Annotated in this window: 18 protein-coding genes; 11 read left to right on the top strand and 7 right to left on the bottom strand. The window is 54.4% G+C overall.

The features are described 5' to 3' along the window. Nucleotides 1-78 precede the first annotated feature (78 nt). From cheR to ACH0WD_RS08780, 8 genes are all read left to right on the top strand, one after another. Nucleotides 79-945: a protein-glutamate O-methyltransferase CheR gene (gene cheR, locus ACH0WD_RS08815; RefSeq protein WP_000204365.1), complete on the top strand. Its 867-nt coding sequence runs from the start codon at nucleotides 79-81 to the stop codon at nucleotides 943-945. Next, on the top strand, nucleotides 942-1991 hold the full coding sequence (cheB, locus tag ACH0WD_RS08810; protein WP_000036392.1) for a protein-glutamate methylesterase/protein glutamine deamidase: 1050 nt from the start codon (nucleotides 942-944) through the stop codon (nucleotides 1989-1991). Before cheR ends, cheB begins: the two co-directional genes overlap by 4 nt. Nucleotides 1992-2008: 17 nt before the next feature. Continuing rightward, complete coding sequence (gene cheY, locus ACH0WD_RS08805) at nucleotides 2009-2398, top strand: chemotaxis response regulator CheY (RefSeq protein ID WP_000763861.1); 390 nt, start codon at nucleotides 2009-2011, stop codon at nucleotides 2396-2398. A 10-nt stretch (nucleotides 2399-2408) separates the two neighbouring features. Then, nucleotides 2409-3053, top strand: coding sequence for a protein phosphatase CheZ (gene cheZ, locus ACH0WD_RS08800; protein WP_000983586.1), 645 nt, complete (start codon nucleotides 2409-2411; stop codon nucleotides 3051-3053). 193 nt (nucleotides 3054-3246) lie between these two features. After that, nucleotides 3247-4398, top strand: a complete 1152-nt coding sequence (gene flhB, locus ACH0WD_RS08795) for a flagellar biosynthesis protein FlhB (RefSeq protein WP_000797081.1) — start codon at nucleotides 3247-3249, stop codon at nucleotides 4396-4398. Beyond that, nucleotides 4391-6469 (top strand): flagellar biosynthesis protein FlhA, encoded by a 2079-nt coding sequence (flhA, locus tag ACH0WD_RS08790; protein ID WP_000002394.1) that lies wholly within the window; start codon nucleotides 4391-4393, stop codon nucleotides 6467-6469. Before flhB ends, flhA begins: the two co-directional genes overlap by 8 nt. Continuing rightward, entirely contained in the window at nucleotides 6469-6861 is a 393-nt protein-coding gene (gene flhe, locus ACH0WD_RS08785; protein WP_001233617.1) for a flagellar protein FlhE, read from the top strand. Before flhA ends, flhe begins: the two co-directional genes overlap by 1 nt. A 236-nt stretch (nucleotides 6862-7097) precedes the next feature. Continuing rightward, nucleotides 7098-8237 (top strand): glycoside hydrolase family 105 protein, encoded by a 1140-nt coding sequence (locus tag ACH0WD_RS08780; protein ID WP_000989908.1) that lies wholly within the window; start codon nucleotides 7098-7100, stop codon nucleotides 8235-8237. Nucleotides 8238-8290: 53 nt separating this feature from the next. Here the strand turns inward: ACH0WD_RS08780 and mrdA are convergent, their stop codons facing one another. Both mrdA and argS read right to left on the bottom strand, forming a co-directional pair. Continuing rightward, the gene (mrdA, locus tag ACH0WD_RS08775; protein ID WP_000142859.1) at nucleotides 8291-10162 is read right to left on the bottom strand and encodes a penicillin-binding protein 2; all 1872 of its coding nucleotides are present in this window, start codon (nucleotides 10160-10162) and stop codon (nucleotides 8291-8293) included. Between the two features lie 188 nt (nucleotides 10163-10350). Beyond that, nucleotides 10351-12084 (bottom strand): arginine--tRNA ligase, encoded by a 1734-nt coding sequence (gene argS, locus ACH0WD_RS08770; protein ID WP_001025363.1) that lies wholly within the window; start codon nucleotides 12082-12084, stop codon nucleotides 10351-10353. A gap of 236 nt (nucleotides 12085-12320) precedes the next feature. Here argS and ACH0WD_RS08765 point away from each other — a divergent pair, with 236 nt between their 5' ends. Together ACH0WD_RS08765 and cutC are read left to right on the top strand one after the other, a co-directional pair. Further along, nucleotides 12321-12890, top strand: a complete 570-nt coding sequence (locus tag ACH0WD_RS08765; protein ID WP_000024796.1) for a VOC family protein — start codon at nucleotides 12321-12323, stop codon at nucleotides 12888-12890. Nucleotides 12891-12909: 19 nt separating this feature from the next. Further along, nucleotides 12910-13656 (top strand): copper homeostasis protein CutC, encoded by a 747-nt coding sequence (cutC, locus tag ACH0WD_RS08760; RefSeq protein ID WP_001185770.1) that lies wholly within the window; start codon nucleotides 12910-12912, stop codon nucleotides 13654-13656. A 235-nt stretch (nucleotides 13657-13891) separates the two neighbouring features. Here cutC and cmoB read toward each other — a convergent pair whose 3' ends face one another. The 5 genes from cmoB to ACH0WD_RS08735 are packed head-to-tail and all read right to left on the bottom strand — an operon-like array spanning nucleotide 13892 to nucleotide 17473. Continuing rightward, nucleotides 13892-14863: a tRNA 5-methoxyuridine(34)/uridine 5-oxyacetic acid(34) synthase CmoB gene (gene cmoB, locus ACH0WD_RS08755; RefSeq protein ID WP_000569026.1), complete on the bottom strand. Its 972-nt coding sequence runs from the start codon at nucleotides 14861-14863 to the stop codon at nucleotides 13892-13894. Beyond that, the gene (gene cmoA, locus ACH0WD_RS08750; protein WP_000019609.1) at nucleotides 14860-15603 is read right to left on the bottom strand and encodes a carboxy-S-adenosyl-L-methionine synthase CmoA; all 744 of its coding nucleotides are present in this window, start codon (nucleotides 15601-15603) and stop codon (nucleotides 14860-14862) included. Before cmoA ends, cmoB begins: the two co-directional genes overlap by 4 nt. 40 nt (nucleotides 15604-15643) lie before the next feature. After that, nucleotides 15644-16039 (bottom strand): MAPEG family protein, encoded by a 396-nt coding sequence (locus ACH0WD_RS08745; RefSeq protein ID WP_000252975.1) that lies wholly within the window; start codon nucleotides 16037-16039, stop codon nucleotides 15644-15646. A gap of 52 nt (nucleotides 16040-16091) precedes the next feature. After that, on the bottom strand, nucleotides 16092-16910 hold the full coding sequence (locus ACH0WD_RS08740; protein WP_000639238.1) for a DUF72 domain-containing protein: 819 nt from the start codon (nucleotides 16908-16910) through the stop codon (nucleotides 16092-16094). After that, a complete protein-coding gene (locus ACH0WD_RS08735) occupies nucleotides 16907-17473 on the bottom strand; it encodes a hydrolase (protein ID WP_000916144.1) in 567 nt (188 codons plus the stop codon). The genes ACH0WD_RS08740 and ACH0WD_RS08735 overlap by 4 nt, the downstream gene beginning before the upstream one ends. Before the next feature lie 324 nt (nucleotides 17474-17797). On the opposite strand from ACH0WD_RS08735, the gene aspS reads away from it, so the two are divergent. Continuing rightward, entirely contained in the window at nucleotides 17798-19570 is a 1773-nt protein-coding gene (gene aspS / locus ACH0WD_RS08730) for an aspartate--tRNA ligase (protein ID WP_001258637.1), read from the top strand. Nucleotides 19571-19585 lie beyond the last annotated feature (15 nt).

Raw genomic sequence — 19585 nt, 5'->3', positions numbered from 1 at the left:
AAAAAATGTGTAATACGGGAAGCATGGCGCTGCCGCAGGGCGCGCCCGTTGTACTTTGAATGTGATTAAGAAGGCGCTATGACATCATCTCTGCCCTCCGGGCAAACGTCAGTATTGTTACAGATGACACAGCGCCTCGCGCTGTCCGACGCGCATTTTCGTCGGATATGTCAATTAATCTACCAGCGCGCAGGGATCGTGCTGGCCGACCATAAGCGGGATATGGTTTATAACCGCCTGGTCCGTCGGCTGCGTGCCCTGGGACTGGATGATTTTGGCCGTTATCTCAGTATGCTGGAGGCTAATCAAAACAGCGCTGAGTGGCAGGCTTTTATCAACGCTCTGACTACCAACCTGACCGCCTTTTTTCGCGAGGCGCACCATTTTCCCATCCTTGCGGAACATGCGCGTCGCCGCCACGGCGAGTACCGCGTCTGGAGTGCGGCGGCATCGACAGGAGAAGAACCTTACAGTATCGCCATTACGCTGGCGGATGCGTTGGGGGTGGCCCCCGGTCGCTGGAAAGTATTCGCCAGCGATATTGATACTGAAGTGCTGGAAAAAGCGAGAAGCGGTATTTATCGCCTCAGCGAACTGAAAACGTTATCGCCGCAGCAGCTACAACGTTACTTCATGCGCGGTACGGGGCCGCATGAAGGACTGGTGCGCGTGCGTCAGGAACTGGCCAATTATGTTGAATTTTCCTCCGTTAATTTGTTGGAAAAGCAGTACAACGTACCCGGTCCCTTTGACGCGATTTTTTGCCGTAACGTCATGATCTATTTTGATAAAACGACTCAGGAGGACATTCTGCGCCGTTTTGTTCCACTCCTTAAACCTGACGGACTGTTGTTTGCCGGTCACTCAGAAAACTTTAGCAACCTCGTGCGCGAGTTTAGCCTGCGCGGACAGACGGTGTATGCGCTAAGTAAGGATAAAGCATGAGTAAAATCAGGGTATTGTCAGTTGATGATTCCGCGCTAATGCGCCAAATCATGACTGAAATTATTAATAGCCATAGCGATATGGAGATGGTGGCGACTGCGCCGGACCCGTTGGTCGCCAGGGATCTCATCAAAAAATTTAATCCGGACGTATTGACCCTGGACGTTGAGATGCCGCGTATGGACGGCCTCGATTTTCTGGAAAAACTGATGCGCCTGCGACCGATGCCGGTGGTGATGGTCTCTTCGCTGACCGGGAAAGGTTCTGAAGTGACGCTACGGGCGCTGGAGTTGGGGGCCATCGATTTTGTCACTAAACCGCAGCTTGGCATTCGTGAAGGTATGCTGGCGTATAGCGAGATGATCGCCGAAAAAGTGCGTACCGCCGCGCGGGCCCGCATCGCCGCACATAAACCGATGGCGGCCCCGACAACCTTAAAAGCCGGTCCGCTGCTCAGTTCGGAAAAACTGATTGCTATCGGCGCTTCAACGGGCGGTACTGAAGCTATCCGACATGTGCTGCAACCGCTGCCGCTTTCCAGTCCGGCAGTGATTATTACGCAGCATATGCCGCCTGGCTTTACCCGCTCGTTTGCCGAGCGTCTGAATAAACTCTGTCAAATCAGCGTGAAGGAGGCCGAGGACGGCGAACGCGTATTGCCAGGTCATGCCTACATTGCGCCCGGCGACAAGCATATGGAGCTGGCGCGTAGCGGGGCGAATTATCAAATCAAAATTCATGATGGCCCGCCGGTAAACCGACATCGGCCTTCCGTGGATGTGCTGTTTCATTCGGTGGCGAAACACGCGGGGCGCAACGCCGTAGGCGTCATTCTTACGGGGATGGGCAACGATGGCGCCGCTGGAATGTTAGCGATGTACCAGGCTGGCGCCTGGACCATTGCGCAAAACGAAGCAAGTTGTGTGGTGTTCGGCATGCCGCGCGAGGCCATCAATATGGGTGGCGTAAGCGAAGTGGTCGATCTTAGCCAGGTAAGCCAGCAGATGCTGGCGAAAATCAGTGCCGGACAGGCGATACGTATTTGAACCAGGAGTAGTATTTTATGGCGGATAAAGAGCTTAAATTTTTGGTTGTGGATGACTTTTCGACCATGCGTCGTATCGTGCGCAACCTCTTAAAAGAGCTTGGATTTAACAATGTGGAAGAGGCCGAAGACGGCGTCGATGCGCTGAACAAGCTCCAGGCGGGCGGCTTTGGTTTTATTATCTCCGACTGGAACATGCCGAATATGGATGGCCTGGAGCTGCTGAAAACCATTCGCGCCGATAGCGCCATGTCGGCGTTACCCGTGTTGATGGTCACGGCGGAAGCCAAGAAAGAGAATATTATCGCCGCCGCACAGGCTGGCGCCAGCGGTTATGTCGTAAAACCGTTCACCGCAGCGACTCTGGAAGAGAAGCTCAACAAAATCTTTGAGAAACTGGGCATGTGAGGATGCGATGATGATGCAACCATCTATCAAGCCTGCTGATGAAGGCTCAGCAGGAGACATCATTGCGCGCATCGGTAGTCTGACCCGAATGCTGCGCGACAGCCTGCGTGAACTGGGGCTGGACCAGGCGATTGCCGAAGCGGCGGAGGCGATCCCTGATGCGCGCGACCGTCTGGATTATGTCGTCCAGATGACGGCGCAGGCGGCGGAACGCGCGCTAAACAGTGTCGAAGCCTCGCAGCCGCATCAGGATGCGATGGAAAAAGAGGCGAAAGCGCTAACCCAACGTTGGGACGAGTGGTTTGACAATCCGATCGAGCTTTCCGACGCCCGTGAACTGGTGACGGATACGCGCCAGTTTCTCAGGGATGTCCCGGGCCATACCAGCTTTACTAACGCGCAACTGCTGGACATCATGATGGCGCAGGATTTCCAGGATCTGACGGGTCAGGTGATCAAACGCATGATGGACGTGATTCAGGAGATTGAGCGCCAGTTGTTAATGGTGCTGCTGGAAAACATCCCGGAACAGAGCGCGCGACCAAAACGCGAGAACGAAAGCTTGCTCAACGGCCCGCAGGTGGATACCTCGAAAGCTGGCGTCGTCGCCAGTCAGGATCAGGTGGACGACCTGCTGGACAGTCTTGGCTTTTAAGCTTTTTTGACCTGATGGCGCTGCGCTTATCGGGTCCGAATCCGTCAACCCGGCCGGATACGAGACTTTCTTATCGTATCCGGCTATCTCTATTAACGCCATAAACCCCGCCTTTTTTACCGCTTACTCTGCCCATTGGCGTAAAGCGGTTCTGGCATCATTCTCGCTTATCAATCTATCCAGGGTTTGCTGCGTGGCAGAAGAGAGCGACGACGACAAAACAGAAGCCCCCACACCCCACCGACTTGAAAAAGCGCGGGAAGAAGGGCAGATCCCCCGTTCCAGAGAACTGACCTCACTGCTGATATTGCTGGTGGGCGTTTGTATTATTTGGTTCGGCGGCGAGTCGTTAGCGCGGCAGCTGGCGGGAATGCTTTCAGCAGGCCTGCACTTCGATCACCGTATGGTGAACGATCCTAACCTGATCCTGGGGCAGATAATTTTGCTGATTAAAGCGGCGATGATGGCACTGCTACCGCTCATCGCGGGCGTGGTGCTGGTGGCGCTTATCTCGCCGGTTATGCTTGGCGGCCTGATTTTTAGCGGTAAGTCGCTACAGCCAAAATTTTCTAAATTAAACCCGCTGCCGGGAATTAAGCGCATGTTTTCGGCGCAGACCGGCGCGGAACTGCTAAAAGCGGTGTTGAAATCCACGCTGGTCGGCTGCGTTACCGGCTTTTATCTCTGGCATCACTGGCCGCAAATGATGCGCCTGATGGCAGAGTCGCCGATCGTCGCAATGGGGAATGCGCTGGATCTGGTTGGACTCTGCGCGTTACTGGTGGTACTGGGCGTGATTCCGATGGTGGGATTTGACGTGTTTTTCCAGATCTTTAGCCACCTGAAAAAATTACGCATGTCGCGGCAGGACATTCGCGACGAATTTAAAGAGAGCGAAGGCGATCCGCATGTTAAGGGCAAAATTCGCCAGATGCAACGCGCCGCCGCGCAGCGCCGCATGATGGAAGATGTGCCGAAAGCGGACGTCATTGTCACTAACCCGACGCACTATTCCGTGGCGCTGCAGTATGACGAAAACAAAATGAGCGCGCCGAAAGTGGTCGCGAAGGGGGCTGGATTAATAGCGCTACGCATTCGCGAGATCGGCGCTGAACATCGGGTTCCCACTTTAGAAGCGCCGCCGCTGGCGCGGGCATTATATCGCCACGCCGAAATCGGTCAGCAAATTCCCGGGCAGTTATATGCTGCCGTTGCGGAAGTGTTGGCCTGGGTCTGGCAGCTTAAACGCTGGCGGCTTGCTGGCGGGCAACGTCCTCCACAACCTGAGAACCTTCCGGTGCCAGAAGCGCTGGATTTTATGAACGAGAAGAATACTGATGGCTAATCTGGTCGCGATGCTGCGCCTGCCCAGCAACCTGAAATCGACGCAATGGCAAATTCTTGCCGGGCCGATCCTCATTCTGCTGATTTTGTCGATGATGGTGCTGCCGCTGCCTGCTTTTATCCTCGACTTATTATTTACCTTTAATATTGCGCTATCAATCATGGTGCTGCTGGTGGCAATGTTTACCCAGCGCACTCTGGATTTTGCCGCGTTTCCGACCATCCTGCTGTTTACCACGCTACTGCGTCTGGCGCTTAACGTAGCCTCAACGCGCATTATTTTGATGGAAGGGCATACCGGCGCGGCGGCGGCGGGAAAGGTGGTAGAGGCGTTCGGTCATTTCCTGGTCGGCGGTAACTTCGCGATCGGGATTGTGGTTTTTATCATCCTCGTCATTATCAACTTCATGGTCATCACCAAAGGCGCCGGACGTATTGCCGAAGTCGGCGCGCGCTTTGTGCTGGACGGTATGCCCGGCAAGCAAATGGCGATTGACGCCGATCTTAATGCCGGTCTGATTGGTGAAGACGAGGCCAAAAAACGGCGTTCGGAAGTCACTCAGGAAGCCGACTTCTACGGCTCGATGGACGGGGCAAGTAAATTTGTGCGCGGCGACGCCATCGCCGGTATTCTCATCATGGTCATTAACGTGGTCGGCGGGCTGCTGGTCGGCGTATTGCAGCACGGAATGAGCATGGGCAGCGCGGCGGAAAGCTACACCCTGCTGACCATTGGCGACGGCCTGGTCGCCCAGATCCCGGCGCTGGTTATCTCCACGGCGGCGGGCGTCATTGTGACCCGCGTTAGTACCGATCAGGATGTTGGCGAGCAGATGGTTGGCCAACTGTTCAGTAATCCAAGGGTGATGCTGCTGGCGGCGGCGGTGCTGGGGCTGCTTGGCATGGTGCCAGGAATGCCTAACCTGGTATTTTTACTTTTTACCGCCGCTTTGCTCGGCCTGGCATGGTGGTTGCGCGGGCGTGAAGAAAAAGCGCCGGAGGAGTCGCAGCCGGTAAAAATGCCGGAAAATAACTCGGTGGTCGAAGCCACCTGGAATGACGTACAGCTTGAGGATTCACTGGGAATGGAAGTGGGCTACCGCCTGATCCCGATGGTGGATTTTCAACAGGATGGCGAATTGCTCGGACGTATTCGCAGCATTCGTAAAAAATTCGCGCAGGATATGGGGTTCCTGCCGCCGGTGGTCCATATTCGCGACAATATGGATTTACAGCCTGCGCGCTACCGTATTTTGATGAAAGGGGTAGAGATTGGCAGCGGGGACGCCTATCCGGGACGTTGGCTGGCTATTAACCCCGGCACGGCGGCGGGAACGCTACCGGGCGAGAAAACCGTCGATCCAGCTTTTGGCCTTGATGCCATCTGGATTGAAAGCGCCCTGAAAGAGCAGGCGCAAATTCAGGGCTTTACCGTTGTTGAAGCCAGTACCGTTGTGGCGACGCACCTTAACCACTTGATTGGCCAATTCTCCGCCGAACTGTTTGGCCGCCAGGAAGCGCAGCAACTGTTGGATCGTGTCTCTCAGGAGATGCCTAAACTCACGGAAGATCTGGTCCCAGGCGTCGTGACCCTCACGACTTTACACAAAGTCCTGCAAAACTTACTGGCGGAAAAAGTCCCTATTCGCGATATGCGCACCATTCTGGAAACGCTGGCGGAACATGCGCCGTTACAAAGCGATCCGCATGAATTAACCGCCGTGGTACGCGTGGCATTAGGGCGAGCGATTACGCAACAGTGGTTCCCCGGTAATGAAGAAGTGCAGGTGATTGGCCTGGATACCGCGCTGGAGCGTTTGCTGCTTCAGGCATTGCAGGGCGGCGGTGGACTTGAGCCTGGGTTGGCGGATCGCCTGCTGGCGCAGACGCAAGAAGCGCTTTCTCGCCAGGAGATGCTTGGCGCGCCGCCGGTATTACTGGTTAACCATGCGCTACGTCCATTATTGTCCCGCTTTTTGCGGCGCAGTTTACCGCAGCTGGTGGTGTTGTCGAACCTTGAGCTTTCCGATAACCGTCATATCCGCATGACGGCGACCATTGGAGGAAAATAATGCGTAAATGGCTGGCGTTGTTGCTCTTTCCCCTGGCGGTTCAGGCCGCAGGCGAAGGCGCGTGGCAGGATAGCGGTATGGGTGTAACCTTAAATTACCGGGGTGTTTCCGCATCGTCTTCGCCATTGTCGGCGCGCCAGCCGGTTTCCGGTGTGATGACGCTGGTCGCCTGGCGTTATGAACTGAATGGCCCGACTCCCGCGGGCTTACGGGTACGTTTATGTTCCCAGTCCCGTTGCGTAGAACTTGATGGTCAGAGTGGCACGACCCACGGTTTTGCTCATGTTCCCGCAGTCGAGCCGCTCCGCTTTGTCTGGGAAGTCCCCGGCGGCGGCCGACTTATCCCGGCGTTAAAAGTGCGGAGCAATCAGGTGATTGTGAACTACCGCTAACCGCCCCTTTCTTTGCCAGGTAGCAGATCTGACTCTCTTTTTGAATAAATAGAAACGCTGTTTTATAAAATGGTGAGGTAGGTTGCCGGACTCTTTGTGTTTTTGCCATTTACGCTCTGGCAATGGCAGAAACAAAAAGGTTTCCGCCCGGCTTAGCTTTTACTGTAGCGAATCGACTGCGTCGGCGGTAAAACTGCACGCAGCACTGAATTCGACATTACACAGAGGTTAAGCAAATGATGGTTTATCCAGTCAAACACAGTCCGCTATTGCGTCAGCCTGAGCATTTTATCGCCAGAGATGAACTAAAAGCCCTGGTGCAAAAGGTGACGCATAACCTGGTCAATATTAAAGATGAGACAGGCGAATTTTTATTGCGACTGGACGACGGACGCGTGATCGATACTAAAGGCTGGGCCGGATGGGAGTGGACGCACGGCGTGGGCCTGTACGGAATGTATCACTATTACCAACAGACCGGCGACCAGACGATGCGTAAGATCATTGATGACTGGTTTGCCGATCGTTTTGCGGAAGGCGCGACGACGAAAAACGTTAATACGATGGCGCCGTTTTTAACGTTGGCGTATCGCTATGAAGAGACGCGTAATCCAGCGTATTTACCGTGGCTGGAAACGTGGGCCGAATGGGCGATGAATGAAATGCCCCGTACCGATCACGGCGGAATGCAGCACATCACGCTGGCGGAGGAAAATCATCAGCAGATGTGGGACGACACGCTAATGATGACGGTGCTGCCGCTGGCGAAAATCGGTAAGCTGTTGAACCGGCCGGAATATGTGGAAGAGGCAACCTATCAGTTCCTGCTACACGTGCAGAATTTGATGGATAAAGAGACGGGGCTGTGGTTCCACGGCTGGAGCTATGACGGTCATCATAACTTCGCTAACGCTCGCTGGGCGCGCGGCAACAGCTGGCTGACCATTGTGATCCCGGATTTTCTTGAACTGCTGGACTTGCCGGAAAATAATGCCGTGCGCCGTTATCTGGTCCAGGTACTGAATGCGCAGATCGCCGCGCTGGCGAAATGTCAGGATGAAAGCGGTTTGTGGCATACGCTGCTTGACGATCCGCACTCTTATCTTGAGGCGTCGGCGACGGCGGGTTTTGCCTACGGTATTCTTAAAGCGGTGCGCAAACGCTATGTCGAACGGCACTATGCGCAGGTGGCGGAAAAAGCTATTCGGGGGATAGTGAAACATATCTCGCCGGAAGGCGAACTGCTGCAAACATCATTTGGCACTGGCATGGGCCACGATCTCGATTTTTACCGTCATATTCCGTTGACCTCTATGCCTTACGGGCAGGCGATGGCAATGCTGTGTTTGACGGAATATCTGCGTAACTATTTCTGATGTATGCAGATATTCCGGTCGTATCCTTGTCTGATGGCGCTTTGCTTATTTGACTATGGCGCCTGACCCGACTGTGTGGTATCAGCCTGTGGATCAAACAGGTGGTCAAGGATTTTTCGCATGATGGGCGCGGCGGTAACGCCGTCGCTTCCGCCGTTTTCCAGAATCAAGGCAATAGCGACCTTAGGGTTTTTATACGGTGCAAAAGCGGTATAAAACACATGATCGCGCAGGCGAATGGGGATCATTTTCGCATTGTAGGTCTGATTTTCTTTCAGGCTAAACACCTGCGACGTGCCGCTTTTGGCCGCAATGCCGTAGGGCGCGGTGTGAAAGAACTTATAGCCCGTTCCGTTGGGTGCATTCGCCATGCCGTACATCGCCTGACGCACCAGTCCCCAGTATGGCGACGCCGGATCGGCTATCTGTGCCGGTGTTCCTGAAGGGCGATACGGAACCACCGTTTTGCCGCTCTCTTCATTGAGTAACAGGTGAGGGGCAATCACCTTACCGTTGTTGATGAGCGCCACCATCGCTTTTACCATCTGGATGGGGGTGGCAATCCAGTAACCCTGGCCGATGCCGACAGAGATGGTATCGCCCTGATACCAGGCTTTTTTATGGACCCGCTGTTTCCATGCGCGGCTGGGAAGCAGCCCGTCATACTCTTCATTAAGGTCGATACCCGTCGGTTTGCCATAGCCGAACTGAGACAACATCGTGTCGATACGGTCAATACCCATCATATAAGCGACCTGATAGAAAAAGGTATCCGCAGATTCCTCAATCGCTTTAGTGACATCCAGCATACCGTGTCCGGTTTTTTTCCAGTCCCGGTAATGACGCTGCGTGCCGGGAAGCGTCCAGGTTGGCGCGCCAAAGAAGGTGGTTTGCGGCGTAATAATCCCGCTTAACAGCGCGGACATCGCCATATAGGGTTTAACCGTTGACGCCGGGGGATAAAGCCCTTGCGTCACGCGGTTGATCAGCGGCAGATTTTTATCGTGCAGCAGTTTGCCGTAATCCTGATAGCTAATGCCTTTTACAAAGGGGTTCGGGTCGTAGCTGGGCATAGATACCATCGCCAGCACTGAACCATCGTGCGGATCTTCAACCAGTACGGCAGCACGCTGCCCGGCCAGCAAACTTTCAATGTACTCTTGTAAATGGAGATCCAGCGTCAGGTGAATGTTCTTACCCGCGATGGGAGGAACGTCTTTCAGCAGGCGGACAATACGCCCGTGATTATCCACCTCGACCTCCTGATAACCGGTTTTGCCATGAAGATCGTTTTCGTAGTAACGCTCAATCCCCTGTTTACCGATGTTATGGTCCGCCGCGTAATTCTCTGCCAGCCCTTTTTTATCCAGCGCTTTAAGGTCGTTATCGTTTATCTTTGACACGTAACCGAGAACATGCGCCAGCTCCGCGCCGTAAGGATACTGCCGATCCTGATAGCTATTGATCGTGACGCCGTTGAAATGAAACTGATTGACCGCAAAGCGTGCGATTTCAACATCCGTTAGCGCGTTTTTGAGCACCACCGGACGATAGCGGCTACTGGATTTTAGCGCATGGCGAAAGTCGGCGATATCATCGGGGGAGAGATCAACAATAGGGGTGAGCTGTTTTAGCAGCGCATCCATATCGGCAATTTTATAGGGCGTAACCGCGATATCATACCAGGTTACGTTACGCACCAGCGGAATGCCGTTGCGATCGTAAATGATGCCGCGCGTGGGCGCGACGGGTAGCATCTTGATATCGTTCTCATTCGAACGGGTGGTGTAGTAGTGGTGCTGGCGGATTTGCAAGTTATAGAGGTTGAAGATCAGGATACCAAAGCAGACAACCACTACACCAAACGCCACAATCACACGTCTCAGGAAGAGTTTCTCTTCCGCATCAAAGTCTTTAAAAGTCATTACCTGTACCTGAACAATCCGCCGCCTAATGATACGGGGCGGTCAGCGCCAGCACAGGTAAAAGATGTTCCATCTCTCTATAGAAATGTGTCATTCCTTGTGATTTGTTACAGATATACCGCAGTGGCAATAAAAAGGCCTGAGTCCGTTACCCGGAGTCAGGCCTGATGATGTTAACGACGGCGCGTTTACATGCGTTCTACGGTTTCGATACCCAACGTATCCAGACCCAGTTTCAGCGTCTTCGCCGTCAGTTGCGCCAGTTTTAGGCGGCTATTGCGAACCGCGTCATTCTCGGCGCTGAGAATAGGGCAGTGCTCGTAGAAGCCGGAGAACAGCCCGGCGACGTCATACAGATACGCGCACATGACGTGCGGCGTACCTTCACGCGCGACCACCGTCAGGGTTTCTTCAAACTGCAGCAGACGGGCAGCGAGCTGCGCTTCGCGATCTTCGCTAATGATAACCGGCGCGCTCGCCAGCGCCTGCTCGTCGATGTCCGCTTTACGGAAAACAGACAGCACACGCGTATAGGCATACTGCATATAAGGTGCGGTATTGCCTTCGAAAGCCAACATATTATCCCAGTCGAAGATATAGTCAGTGGTGCGGTTTTTTGACAGATCGGCGTATTTCACCGCGCCAATACCGACGGCGTTAGCCAGTTTTTCCAGCTCGTCAGCCGGCATATCCGGGTTCTTCTCCGCCACCAGACGACGCGCGCGCTCCAGCGCCTCATCCAGCAGGTCCGCCAGCTTCACCGTACCGCCCGCGCGAGTTTTAAACGGTTTACCGTCTTTACCCAGCATCATGCCGAACATGTGGTGTTCCAGCGGAACGGAATCCGGTACATAACCGGCTTTGCGCACAATGGTCCAGGCTTGCATCAGGTGCTGGTGCTGACGGGAGTCAATGTAGTAGAGCACGCGGTCGGCGTGCAGCGTTTCGTAACGGTATTTGGCGCAGGCGATATCGGTAGTGGTATACAGATAACCGCCATCTTTCTTCTGAATAATGACGCCCATCGGGTCGCCTTCCTTGTTTTTAAACTCATCAAGGAAAACCACCGTTGCGCCTTCGCTTTCAACCGCCAGGCCTTTGGCTTTCAGATCGGCGACGATGCCCGGCAGCATCGGATTATACAGACTTTCGCCCATCACATCGTCACGCGTCAGAGTGACGTTCAGACGATCATAGGTGATCTGGTTTTGCGTCATCGTGATATCAACCAGCTTACGCCACATCTCACGGAAATAGGCATCACCGCTCTGCAATTTGACGACGTAGTTACGCGCGCGCTCGGCAAACGCTTCATCTTCGTCATAATGCTTTTTCGCATCGCGGTAGAATCCTTCGAGATCCGCCAGCGCCATGTCGCCCGCGTTTTCCTGCTGCTGTTTTTCCAGCCAGGCGATAAGCATACCGAACTGGGTGCCCCAGTCGCCGACGTGGTTAGCGCGAATAACATGATGGCCCAGAAACTCCAGCGTGCGTACTGCCGCATCGCCGATAATCGTGGAGCGTAGATGACCGACGTGCATCTCTTTCGCGACGTTGGGCGCGGAGTAGTCGACGACAATCGTCTGACGAGTCGGCTGAGAAACGCCCAGACGTTCGGAGGCCAGCGCCTGCTGCACCTGTTCAGCGAGAAAAGCCGGTTCGAGGAAAATATTGATAAAGCCAGGGCCGGCGATTTCAACCTTGCTGGCGATGCCGCTGAGATCCAGATGAGTCAGCACCTGCTCTGCAAGTTGTCGGGGGGCCATACCCAGTTTTTTCGCAACTGCCATCATGCCGTTGGCCTGATAGTCGCCGAACTGAACTTTGGCTGACTGACGAACCTGGGGCTCGCAATCTGCAGGCGCGCCTGCAGCAATCATGGCCTGACTAACTTTTTCTGAGAGAAGAGCCTGAATATTCACCGGAATACCTTACGTTTATGAAGCGGACTGTATTGCCCGCGCCAGTTTAAGAATTAGGGCGGGAGTATACTGCAAATGCCCGTTGGCGTCAGCATTGCGCGCGCGGCGCGTCGCCTGAAATATACGCAACAATAATCTGCATAAGCATTCAATAAACGCCCAACCAAATCAAAGGTTGGTTGCCGGGGCGCAACAGCGTAAATTAGCGGTTTTCACAGCAAGAAGAGCGTCCTGATATGGCGAACTGGCAACACATTGATGAACTGCATGATATTTCCGCAGATTTACCGCGATTCACTCTGGCGTTCAGAGAACTTTCCACTCGCCTTGGTCTGCAGATTAGCGCCCTTGAGGCCGATCACATTTCATTGCGCTGTCACCAGAATACGACGGCGGAGCGTTGGCGTCGCGGTTTTGAACAATGCGGCGAGCTACTGTCGGAAAATATCATCAACGGCAGGCCGATTTGTCTGTTTAAACTGCATGAACCGGTATGTGTGGAACACTGGCGGTTTTCTGTTATTGAATTACCGTGGCCGGGAGAAAAACGCTATCCACACGAAGGGTGGGAGCATATTGAAATCGTGCTGCCCGGCGAGCCGGAGACCTTGAACGCGAGGGCGCTGGCGTTGTTGTCGGATGAGGGGCTTAGTCAGCCGGGGATCGTGGTTAAAACCAGTTCGCCACAGGGCGAGCATGAACGTTTGCCAAACCCTACGCTGGCTGTGACCGATGGCCGCGTCACGGTAAAATTTCATCCATGGTCGATTGAAGCGATTGTCGCCAGCGAACAGGCGGCCCATTAACCTGCCGAGCGGAGTGAATATGGCGTTACTTGAGATCTGTTGTTACAGCATGGAATGCGCGCTCACCGCGCAGCGAAACGGCGCGGATCGTATCGAACTGTGCGCCGCGCCGAAAGAAGGGGGGCTTACGCCTTCTTTCGGCGTCTTACGCAGCGTACGCGAGCATATTACGATTCCCGTACATCCGATTATTCGTCCTCGCGGCGGGGATTTTTACTACACTGACGGCGAATTTGCCGCCATGCTGGAAGATATCCGCCTCGTCAGAGAGTTGGGGTTTCCCGGGCTGGTTACTGGCGTGTTGACCGTTGATGGGGATGTCGATATGTCGCGAATGGAAAAAATAATGGCGGCGGCCGGGCCGCTGGCGGTGACATTCCACCGCGCCTTCGATATGTGCGCTAATCCCTTCAATGCGCTAAAGAATCTGGCTGACGCAGGCGTAGCAAGAGTACTGACTTCCGGGCAAAAAGCCGATGCGGCGCAAGGTTTATCAATAATTATGGAACTTATTGCCCAGGGGGATGCTCCAACCATTATGGCTGGTGCGGGGGTTCGTGCAAATAACCTGCAGAATTTCCTCGATGCCGGAGTACGGGAAGTACACAGTTCCGCCGGAGTCTTACTGCCTTCGCCGATGCGCTATCGCAATCAGGGGTTATCGATGTCTGCCGATATACAGGCGGACGAGTATTCTCGCTATAGGGTAGAGGGTGCGGCGGTCGCTGAAATGAAAGGAATCATTGTTCGCCATCAGGCCAAATGATTTTTACCGTTGCATCATGTCGCCCAATATGATGCTTGCTCGTACCAGGCCCCTGCCAATTCAACAGGGGCCTTTTTTTCTCCTTCATATTTCAAGCCGCAGCAGCGTTGGCCGCCTCGCGCACCCCGGTCACGTAGCTACCTACGTTCCCGGGGATTTGCTGCGTTGCCGCCTTGCTGCAACTTGAACTATTTTGGAGAAACGGTGCTATACGTAACGGTCATTCGGCAATCCATCACGGTTTACGCGCAATCAGCACCGCGCGCTGCGGGGCGGGATAGCCTTCCACCGTCTTGCTGCGATCGTTCGGGTCGAGGAAATCGGCCAGCGACTCGGTAACCATCCATTCGGTACGGCGCTGCTCTTCGGTGGTAGTGACGCAGACATCGGCGATACGAACGTCAATAAAGCCGCATTTTTCCAGCCATTTTTTTAATGCCGGCGCGGAAGGAATAAAATAGACGTTACGCATCTGCGCGTAGCGGTCACCCGGCACCAAAACGGTATTTTCGTCGCCGTCGACGACCAGCGTTTCCAGTACCAGTTCACCCTCGTTGACCAACTGATCTTTTAACTGCCACAGATGCTCCAGCGGCGAGCGACGGTGATAAAGCACTCCCATCGAGAAGACGGTATCAAATGCTTTCAGCGCCGGGAGTTGTTCAATGCCCAACGGCAGCAGATGCGCGCGCTGATCGTTACCCAACAGTTTACGCACCGCCTCAAACTGGCAGAGGAAAAGCTGCGTAGGATCGATGCCGACCGCCAGATGTGCGCCCGCGCCAATCATCCGCCACAGGTGATAGCCGCTGCCGCAGCCGACATCAAGGATCGTCCGGCCGGTTAAATCTGACAGATGCGGCAGTACGCGATCCCACTTCCAGTCGGAGCGCCATTCGGTATCAATATCTACGCCATAAAGCGAGAACGGGCCTTTACGCCACGGCATCAGATTACGCAGCAATGTATCAATACGCTTTAGCTGACCTTCGCTGAGCGGCGTTTCGCTTTCCGCCGTGACGCTGTGCAGTAAATCCAGCCGCCAGGGCGTAATTTCCGGTAAAAATTCTACCGCGTTCGACCACTGTTTAAACAAGCCATGCTGCTGCTCGCGTTGCCAGGCGGCAATCTGCGCGGGCAATGTTTCCAGCCAGTGGGAGAGGTGATTTTTAGCAATGAGCTGATAAAAGTTACCAAACTCGATCATGCGGCAACTCCGGCTTTTAACGCGACAAGCGACCCGAAATTAAAGCACTGGAACCACAGTTCACTGTGTTCGAAACCCGCCTGACGCAGGCGCGCTTTATGTGTTTCCACCGAGTCGGTGAGCATCACGTTTTCCAGCATACTGCGCTTCTGGCTGATCTCCAGTTCGCTGTACCCATTCGCGCGTTTAAAATCGTGGTGCATGTTGAATAACAGCTCGCCCACTTTCGCATCTTCAAAGCTAAATTTTTCCGACAGTACCAGCGCGCCGCCGGGATTCAACCCCAGGTAAATCTTATCCAGCAATGCCTGGCGTTCGGCAGGTTCAAGGAATTGCAGGGTAAAATTCAGCACCACCATCGAGGCGTTTTCAATAGTGATATCGCGGATATCGCCTTCAACGACTTCAACCGGCGTAGGCGCTTTATACGCATCAATATGACGGCGGCAGCGTTCAATCATGGCCGGGGAGTTATCGACGGCGATAATGCGACAATGCTCATGGCGGATATTACGCCGAACAGACAGCGTCGCGGCGCCCAGCGAGCAGCCCAGATCGTAGACCTGCGTGTTCGGCTGCACAAAGCGTTCAGCTAACATGCCGATCATGGAGATGATGTTGGAGTAGCCTGGTACCGAACGCTGAATCATGTCGGGGAAAACTTCGGCTACTCGTTCATCAAAAGTCCAGTCGCCGAGACGGGCGATAGGCGCAGAAAAAAGCGTGTCGCGGTGAGACATAACGTATACATCCGGGAAAAATAAAGGCGCATATTGTGCGCTAATACAGGGAGAAAACCAACTCCCAGGGCATATACCACAGGTTTGCCAGCACCATCAGCAACAATGCGCACCAGGTCGCGCTCATCCCCGCCCGCCGCCAGCGGAACAGGCGGTGGTGAAAACCGTAATAATGCATCAGCCGACCGGCGATTAAAATGATGCCGCAGATATGCACCATCCACGTTTCGGCGCCGTTCATTTCCATAAACAGCAGCAGCACCAGCGCGACAGGAATATATTCCACCGCGTTGCCATGAATACGGATGGCGCTTTGTAATTCGCTAAAACCGCCGTCGCCATAGGCGACACGGTACTGCATTCGCAAGCGAACGACATTAAAAGAGAACTTCATTAATAATAACGCACCCAAAACGGCATACAGCGCGCTTACCATACAAACTCCCTTTTAAAATGGCTGATGGCACTGTCTATGATAGGGGGCATTTTCAGAAAAGAGAAGATTGCTGTGGAATGGACGGAGCAGTGCCGATTTCCGGTAAGACGCTGCGTAAATCATGCCAAAGTGTATTTACCAGTTCCGGCGCCTGCGCGATATCCGGAGTATGTAAAAACAGAAAAGGCGTGGTGGTCTGCCGCCACTGCGGGAGTTTCTGCAACCAGGCGGCGAAAAACTCACGGTTTTGCGCCATATTGTCGCTACCGATAAAACGCACCATCGGGTGGCTGGCCGTCACGACCGCATGTACCGGGACTTTGGGTTTTTTTCGCTGCGCGTCGCGGACGGCCTCGCTGTGGGGATGGGCGGCATGTACCGGACGACTATCCAGGATCACGCGGTTTACGCCGCGCGCGTGTAACCCGCGATTGAGCCGCTGTTCATCCTCACCTTTGTCAAAAAAACACGGATGACGAACTTCTACGCCATAGGTAAACGTGGCGGGGAGCGCATCAAGAAACTGCCATAAGGCGGGGAGATCGCGCGGTCCAAAGGCGGCGGGCAACTGCAGCCAGTATTGGCCAATACGCGTTTCCAGCGGCGCCAGCCGGGTAAAAAACGCCTGTACCAGATCGTCGCAATGGCGCAGCGCGGCCTGGTGAGAAATGGTGGCGGGAAATTTAAAGCAAAAACGGAAATCGTCCGTAGTTTGCGCATACCAGCGCTCGACAATTTCCGCTTTCGGCAGCGCGTAAAGCGTGGTGTTGCCCTCCACGCAATTAAAGTGGCGGGCATACTCTTCCAGACTGGTGATGCCGAGCCGCGCCCATTTCGGGTGCGACCATTGCGGCAAGCCAATGTAGATCATAAGGCGTTTAAAATATCCTCTACGCTGCGTACCCGGCCAATGCGCGGGAAAATATGCGTCATACTGCTCTGATGCTGCTCACTGCTGGCGGCGCTACAGGCATCTTCGGCAATAATAAGGTTAAATCCCAACTCCCAGGCGTTACGCGCTGTGGATTCGACGCCGATATTGGTTGAGATTCCGCACAATATGATGGTGTCGATACCCCGGCGGCGAAGCTGTAATTCCAGGTCGGTGCCGTAAAACGCGCCCCACTGGCGTTTAGTCACTTCCAGATCGCTGTCCTTTTTACCCAATGCCGTAGGCCAGGTCCACCAGTTTTCCGGCAACGCGTGCGCAGGCGTTGCGGCATCCACCGGCTGTTTTAACGCTTCGGCATAATCATCAGACCATCCAACGCGTACCATAACCACGGGCGAGCCGTTGGCGCGACACTTTTCCGCCAACCGCGCGGCGCGGGCGACCACCTCATTTGCCGTATACGGGCCGCCGGCAAACGGAAGAATTCCTTCCTGTAAATCAATAACCACCAGGGCGGTTGTGGTCGCGTTGAGTTTCAGCATGATAATCACTCTCCTAAAAATAGCGGATTTCACTACACCTTAAGCGCGATTAAAGAGGAAAGCGGCGACAAATATTGTTAATTTTTGTGAGCATACGCAATACCCGCGTGAAAAACCCGGGTACAGTCAGTATGAACCAAGTGTCGATACCGCATGAAACGGGCAAGTTATCGCTCCCATGCTGGATTGACTCTTATCGTGCGGCAGAATTTCCAGTATAATAGCCGCCTTTTTTCATCCAGTTGTGACATACAGCTAAAGCTGCGACTTCGTCGCCTGCATGGCAGGCAACAATCCGCCTGCGGCTAAGTTAAGGGATATCTCATGCGTACAGAATATTGCGGACAGCTACGTCTGTCCCACGTGGGGCAGCAGGTGACTCTGTGTGGTTGGGTCAACCGTCGTCGTGATCTTGGCAGCCTGATCTTTATCGATATGCGCGACCGCGAAGGTATTGTGCAGGTGTTCTTCGATCCGGATCGTGCGGACGCGTTAAAGCTGGCCTCTGAACTGCGTAATGAGTTCTGCATTCAGGTTACGGGCACCGTGCGTGCGCGTGACGCGAAAAACGTCAATGCGGATATGGCGACCGGCGAAATTGAAGTGCTGGCGTCCTCTCTCACTATCATCAACCGCGCAGACTCACTGCCGCTTGACGCTAACCACGTTAATACCGAAGAGGCGCGTCTCAAGTACCGCTATCTGGATTTGCGTCGTCCGGAAATGGCGCAGCGCCTGAAAACTCGCGCCAAAATTACCAGCCTGGTGCGTCGTTTTATGGACGAGCACGGTTTCCTTGATATTGAAACGCCGATGCTGACCAAAGCCACGCCGGAAGGCGCGCGCGACTATCTGGTGCCTTCGCGCGTGCACAAAGGTAAATTCTACGCGTTGCCGCAGTCGCCGCAGCTGTTCAAACAGCTCCTGATGATGTCCGGTTTCGATCGTTACTATCAGATAGTCAAATGCTTCCGTGATGAAGACTTACGTGCTGACCGTCAGCCGGAGTTTACTCAGATCGACGTCGAGACCTCCTTCATGACCGCGCCACAGGTGCGCGAAGTGATGGAAGCGCTGGTGCGCCATTTATGGCTGGAAGTGAAAGGCGTGGATCTGGGGGATTTCCCGGTCATGACGTTTGCCGAAGCGGAACGTCGTTACGGTTCCGACAAACCAGACCTGCGTAACCCGATGGAACTGGTAGATGTCGCTGACCTGCTGAAATCGGTAGAGTTCGCGGTCTTCGCGGGCCCGGCTAACGATCCGAAAGGCCGCGTGGCAGCGCTGCGTGTGCCTGGCGGCGCACAGCTTAGCCGTAAGCAGATCGACGATTATGGTAACTTTGTTAAGATCTACGGCGCGAAAGGCCTGGCGTATATCAAAGTTAACGAGCGCGCGAAAGGTCTGGACGGGATTAACAGTCCGGTGGCCAAGTTCCTGACCGCCGACATCGTCGACGCTATCCTTGAACGTACCGGCGCGCAGGACGGCGACATGATTTTCTTCGGCGCAGATAACAAAAAAGTGGTTGCCGATGCGCTGGGCGCGCTGCGTCTGAAACTGGGCAAAGACCTGAGCCTGACCGACGAAGACAAATGGGCGCCGCTGTGGGTGATTGACTTCCCGATGTTCGAAGACGACGGCGAAGGCGGTCTGACCGCGATGCACCATCCGTTCACCGCCCCGCGTGACATGACGGCGTCTGAACTGAAAACTGCGCCGGAAGAAGCCGTCGCTAACGCTTACGATATGGTGATTAACGGCTATGAAGTGGGCGGCGGTTCGGTGCGTATTCACAACGGTGAAATGCAGCAAACCGTATTTGGTATTCTCGGTATCAATGAGCAGGAGCAGCGCGAGAAGTTCGGCTTCCTGTTGGATGCGTTGAAATACGGTACGCCGCCGCATGCGGGCCTGGCGTTTGGTCTGGACCGTCTGACCATGCTGTTGACCGGCACCGATAATATTCGTGATGTTATCGCCTTCCCGAAAACGACCGCCGCCGCGTGTCTGATGACCGAAGCGCCGAGTTTCGCCAACCAGGCAGCGTTGACGGAGTTGGGGATTCAGGTTGTAAAGAAAGCCGAGAATAACTGATATGAACAATGTACA

The sequence above is a fragment of the Salmonella sp. 2020_1395 genome (genome assembly GCF_043848115.1).
Taxonomy (GTDB): Bacteria; Pseudomonadota; Gammaproteobacteria; order Enterobacterales; family Enterobacteriaceae; genus Salmonella; species Salmonella enterica.
Note: the sequence above shows the minus strand (reverse complement) of the source record. Positions and strands in the feature narration are given on the sequence as shown.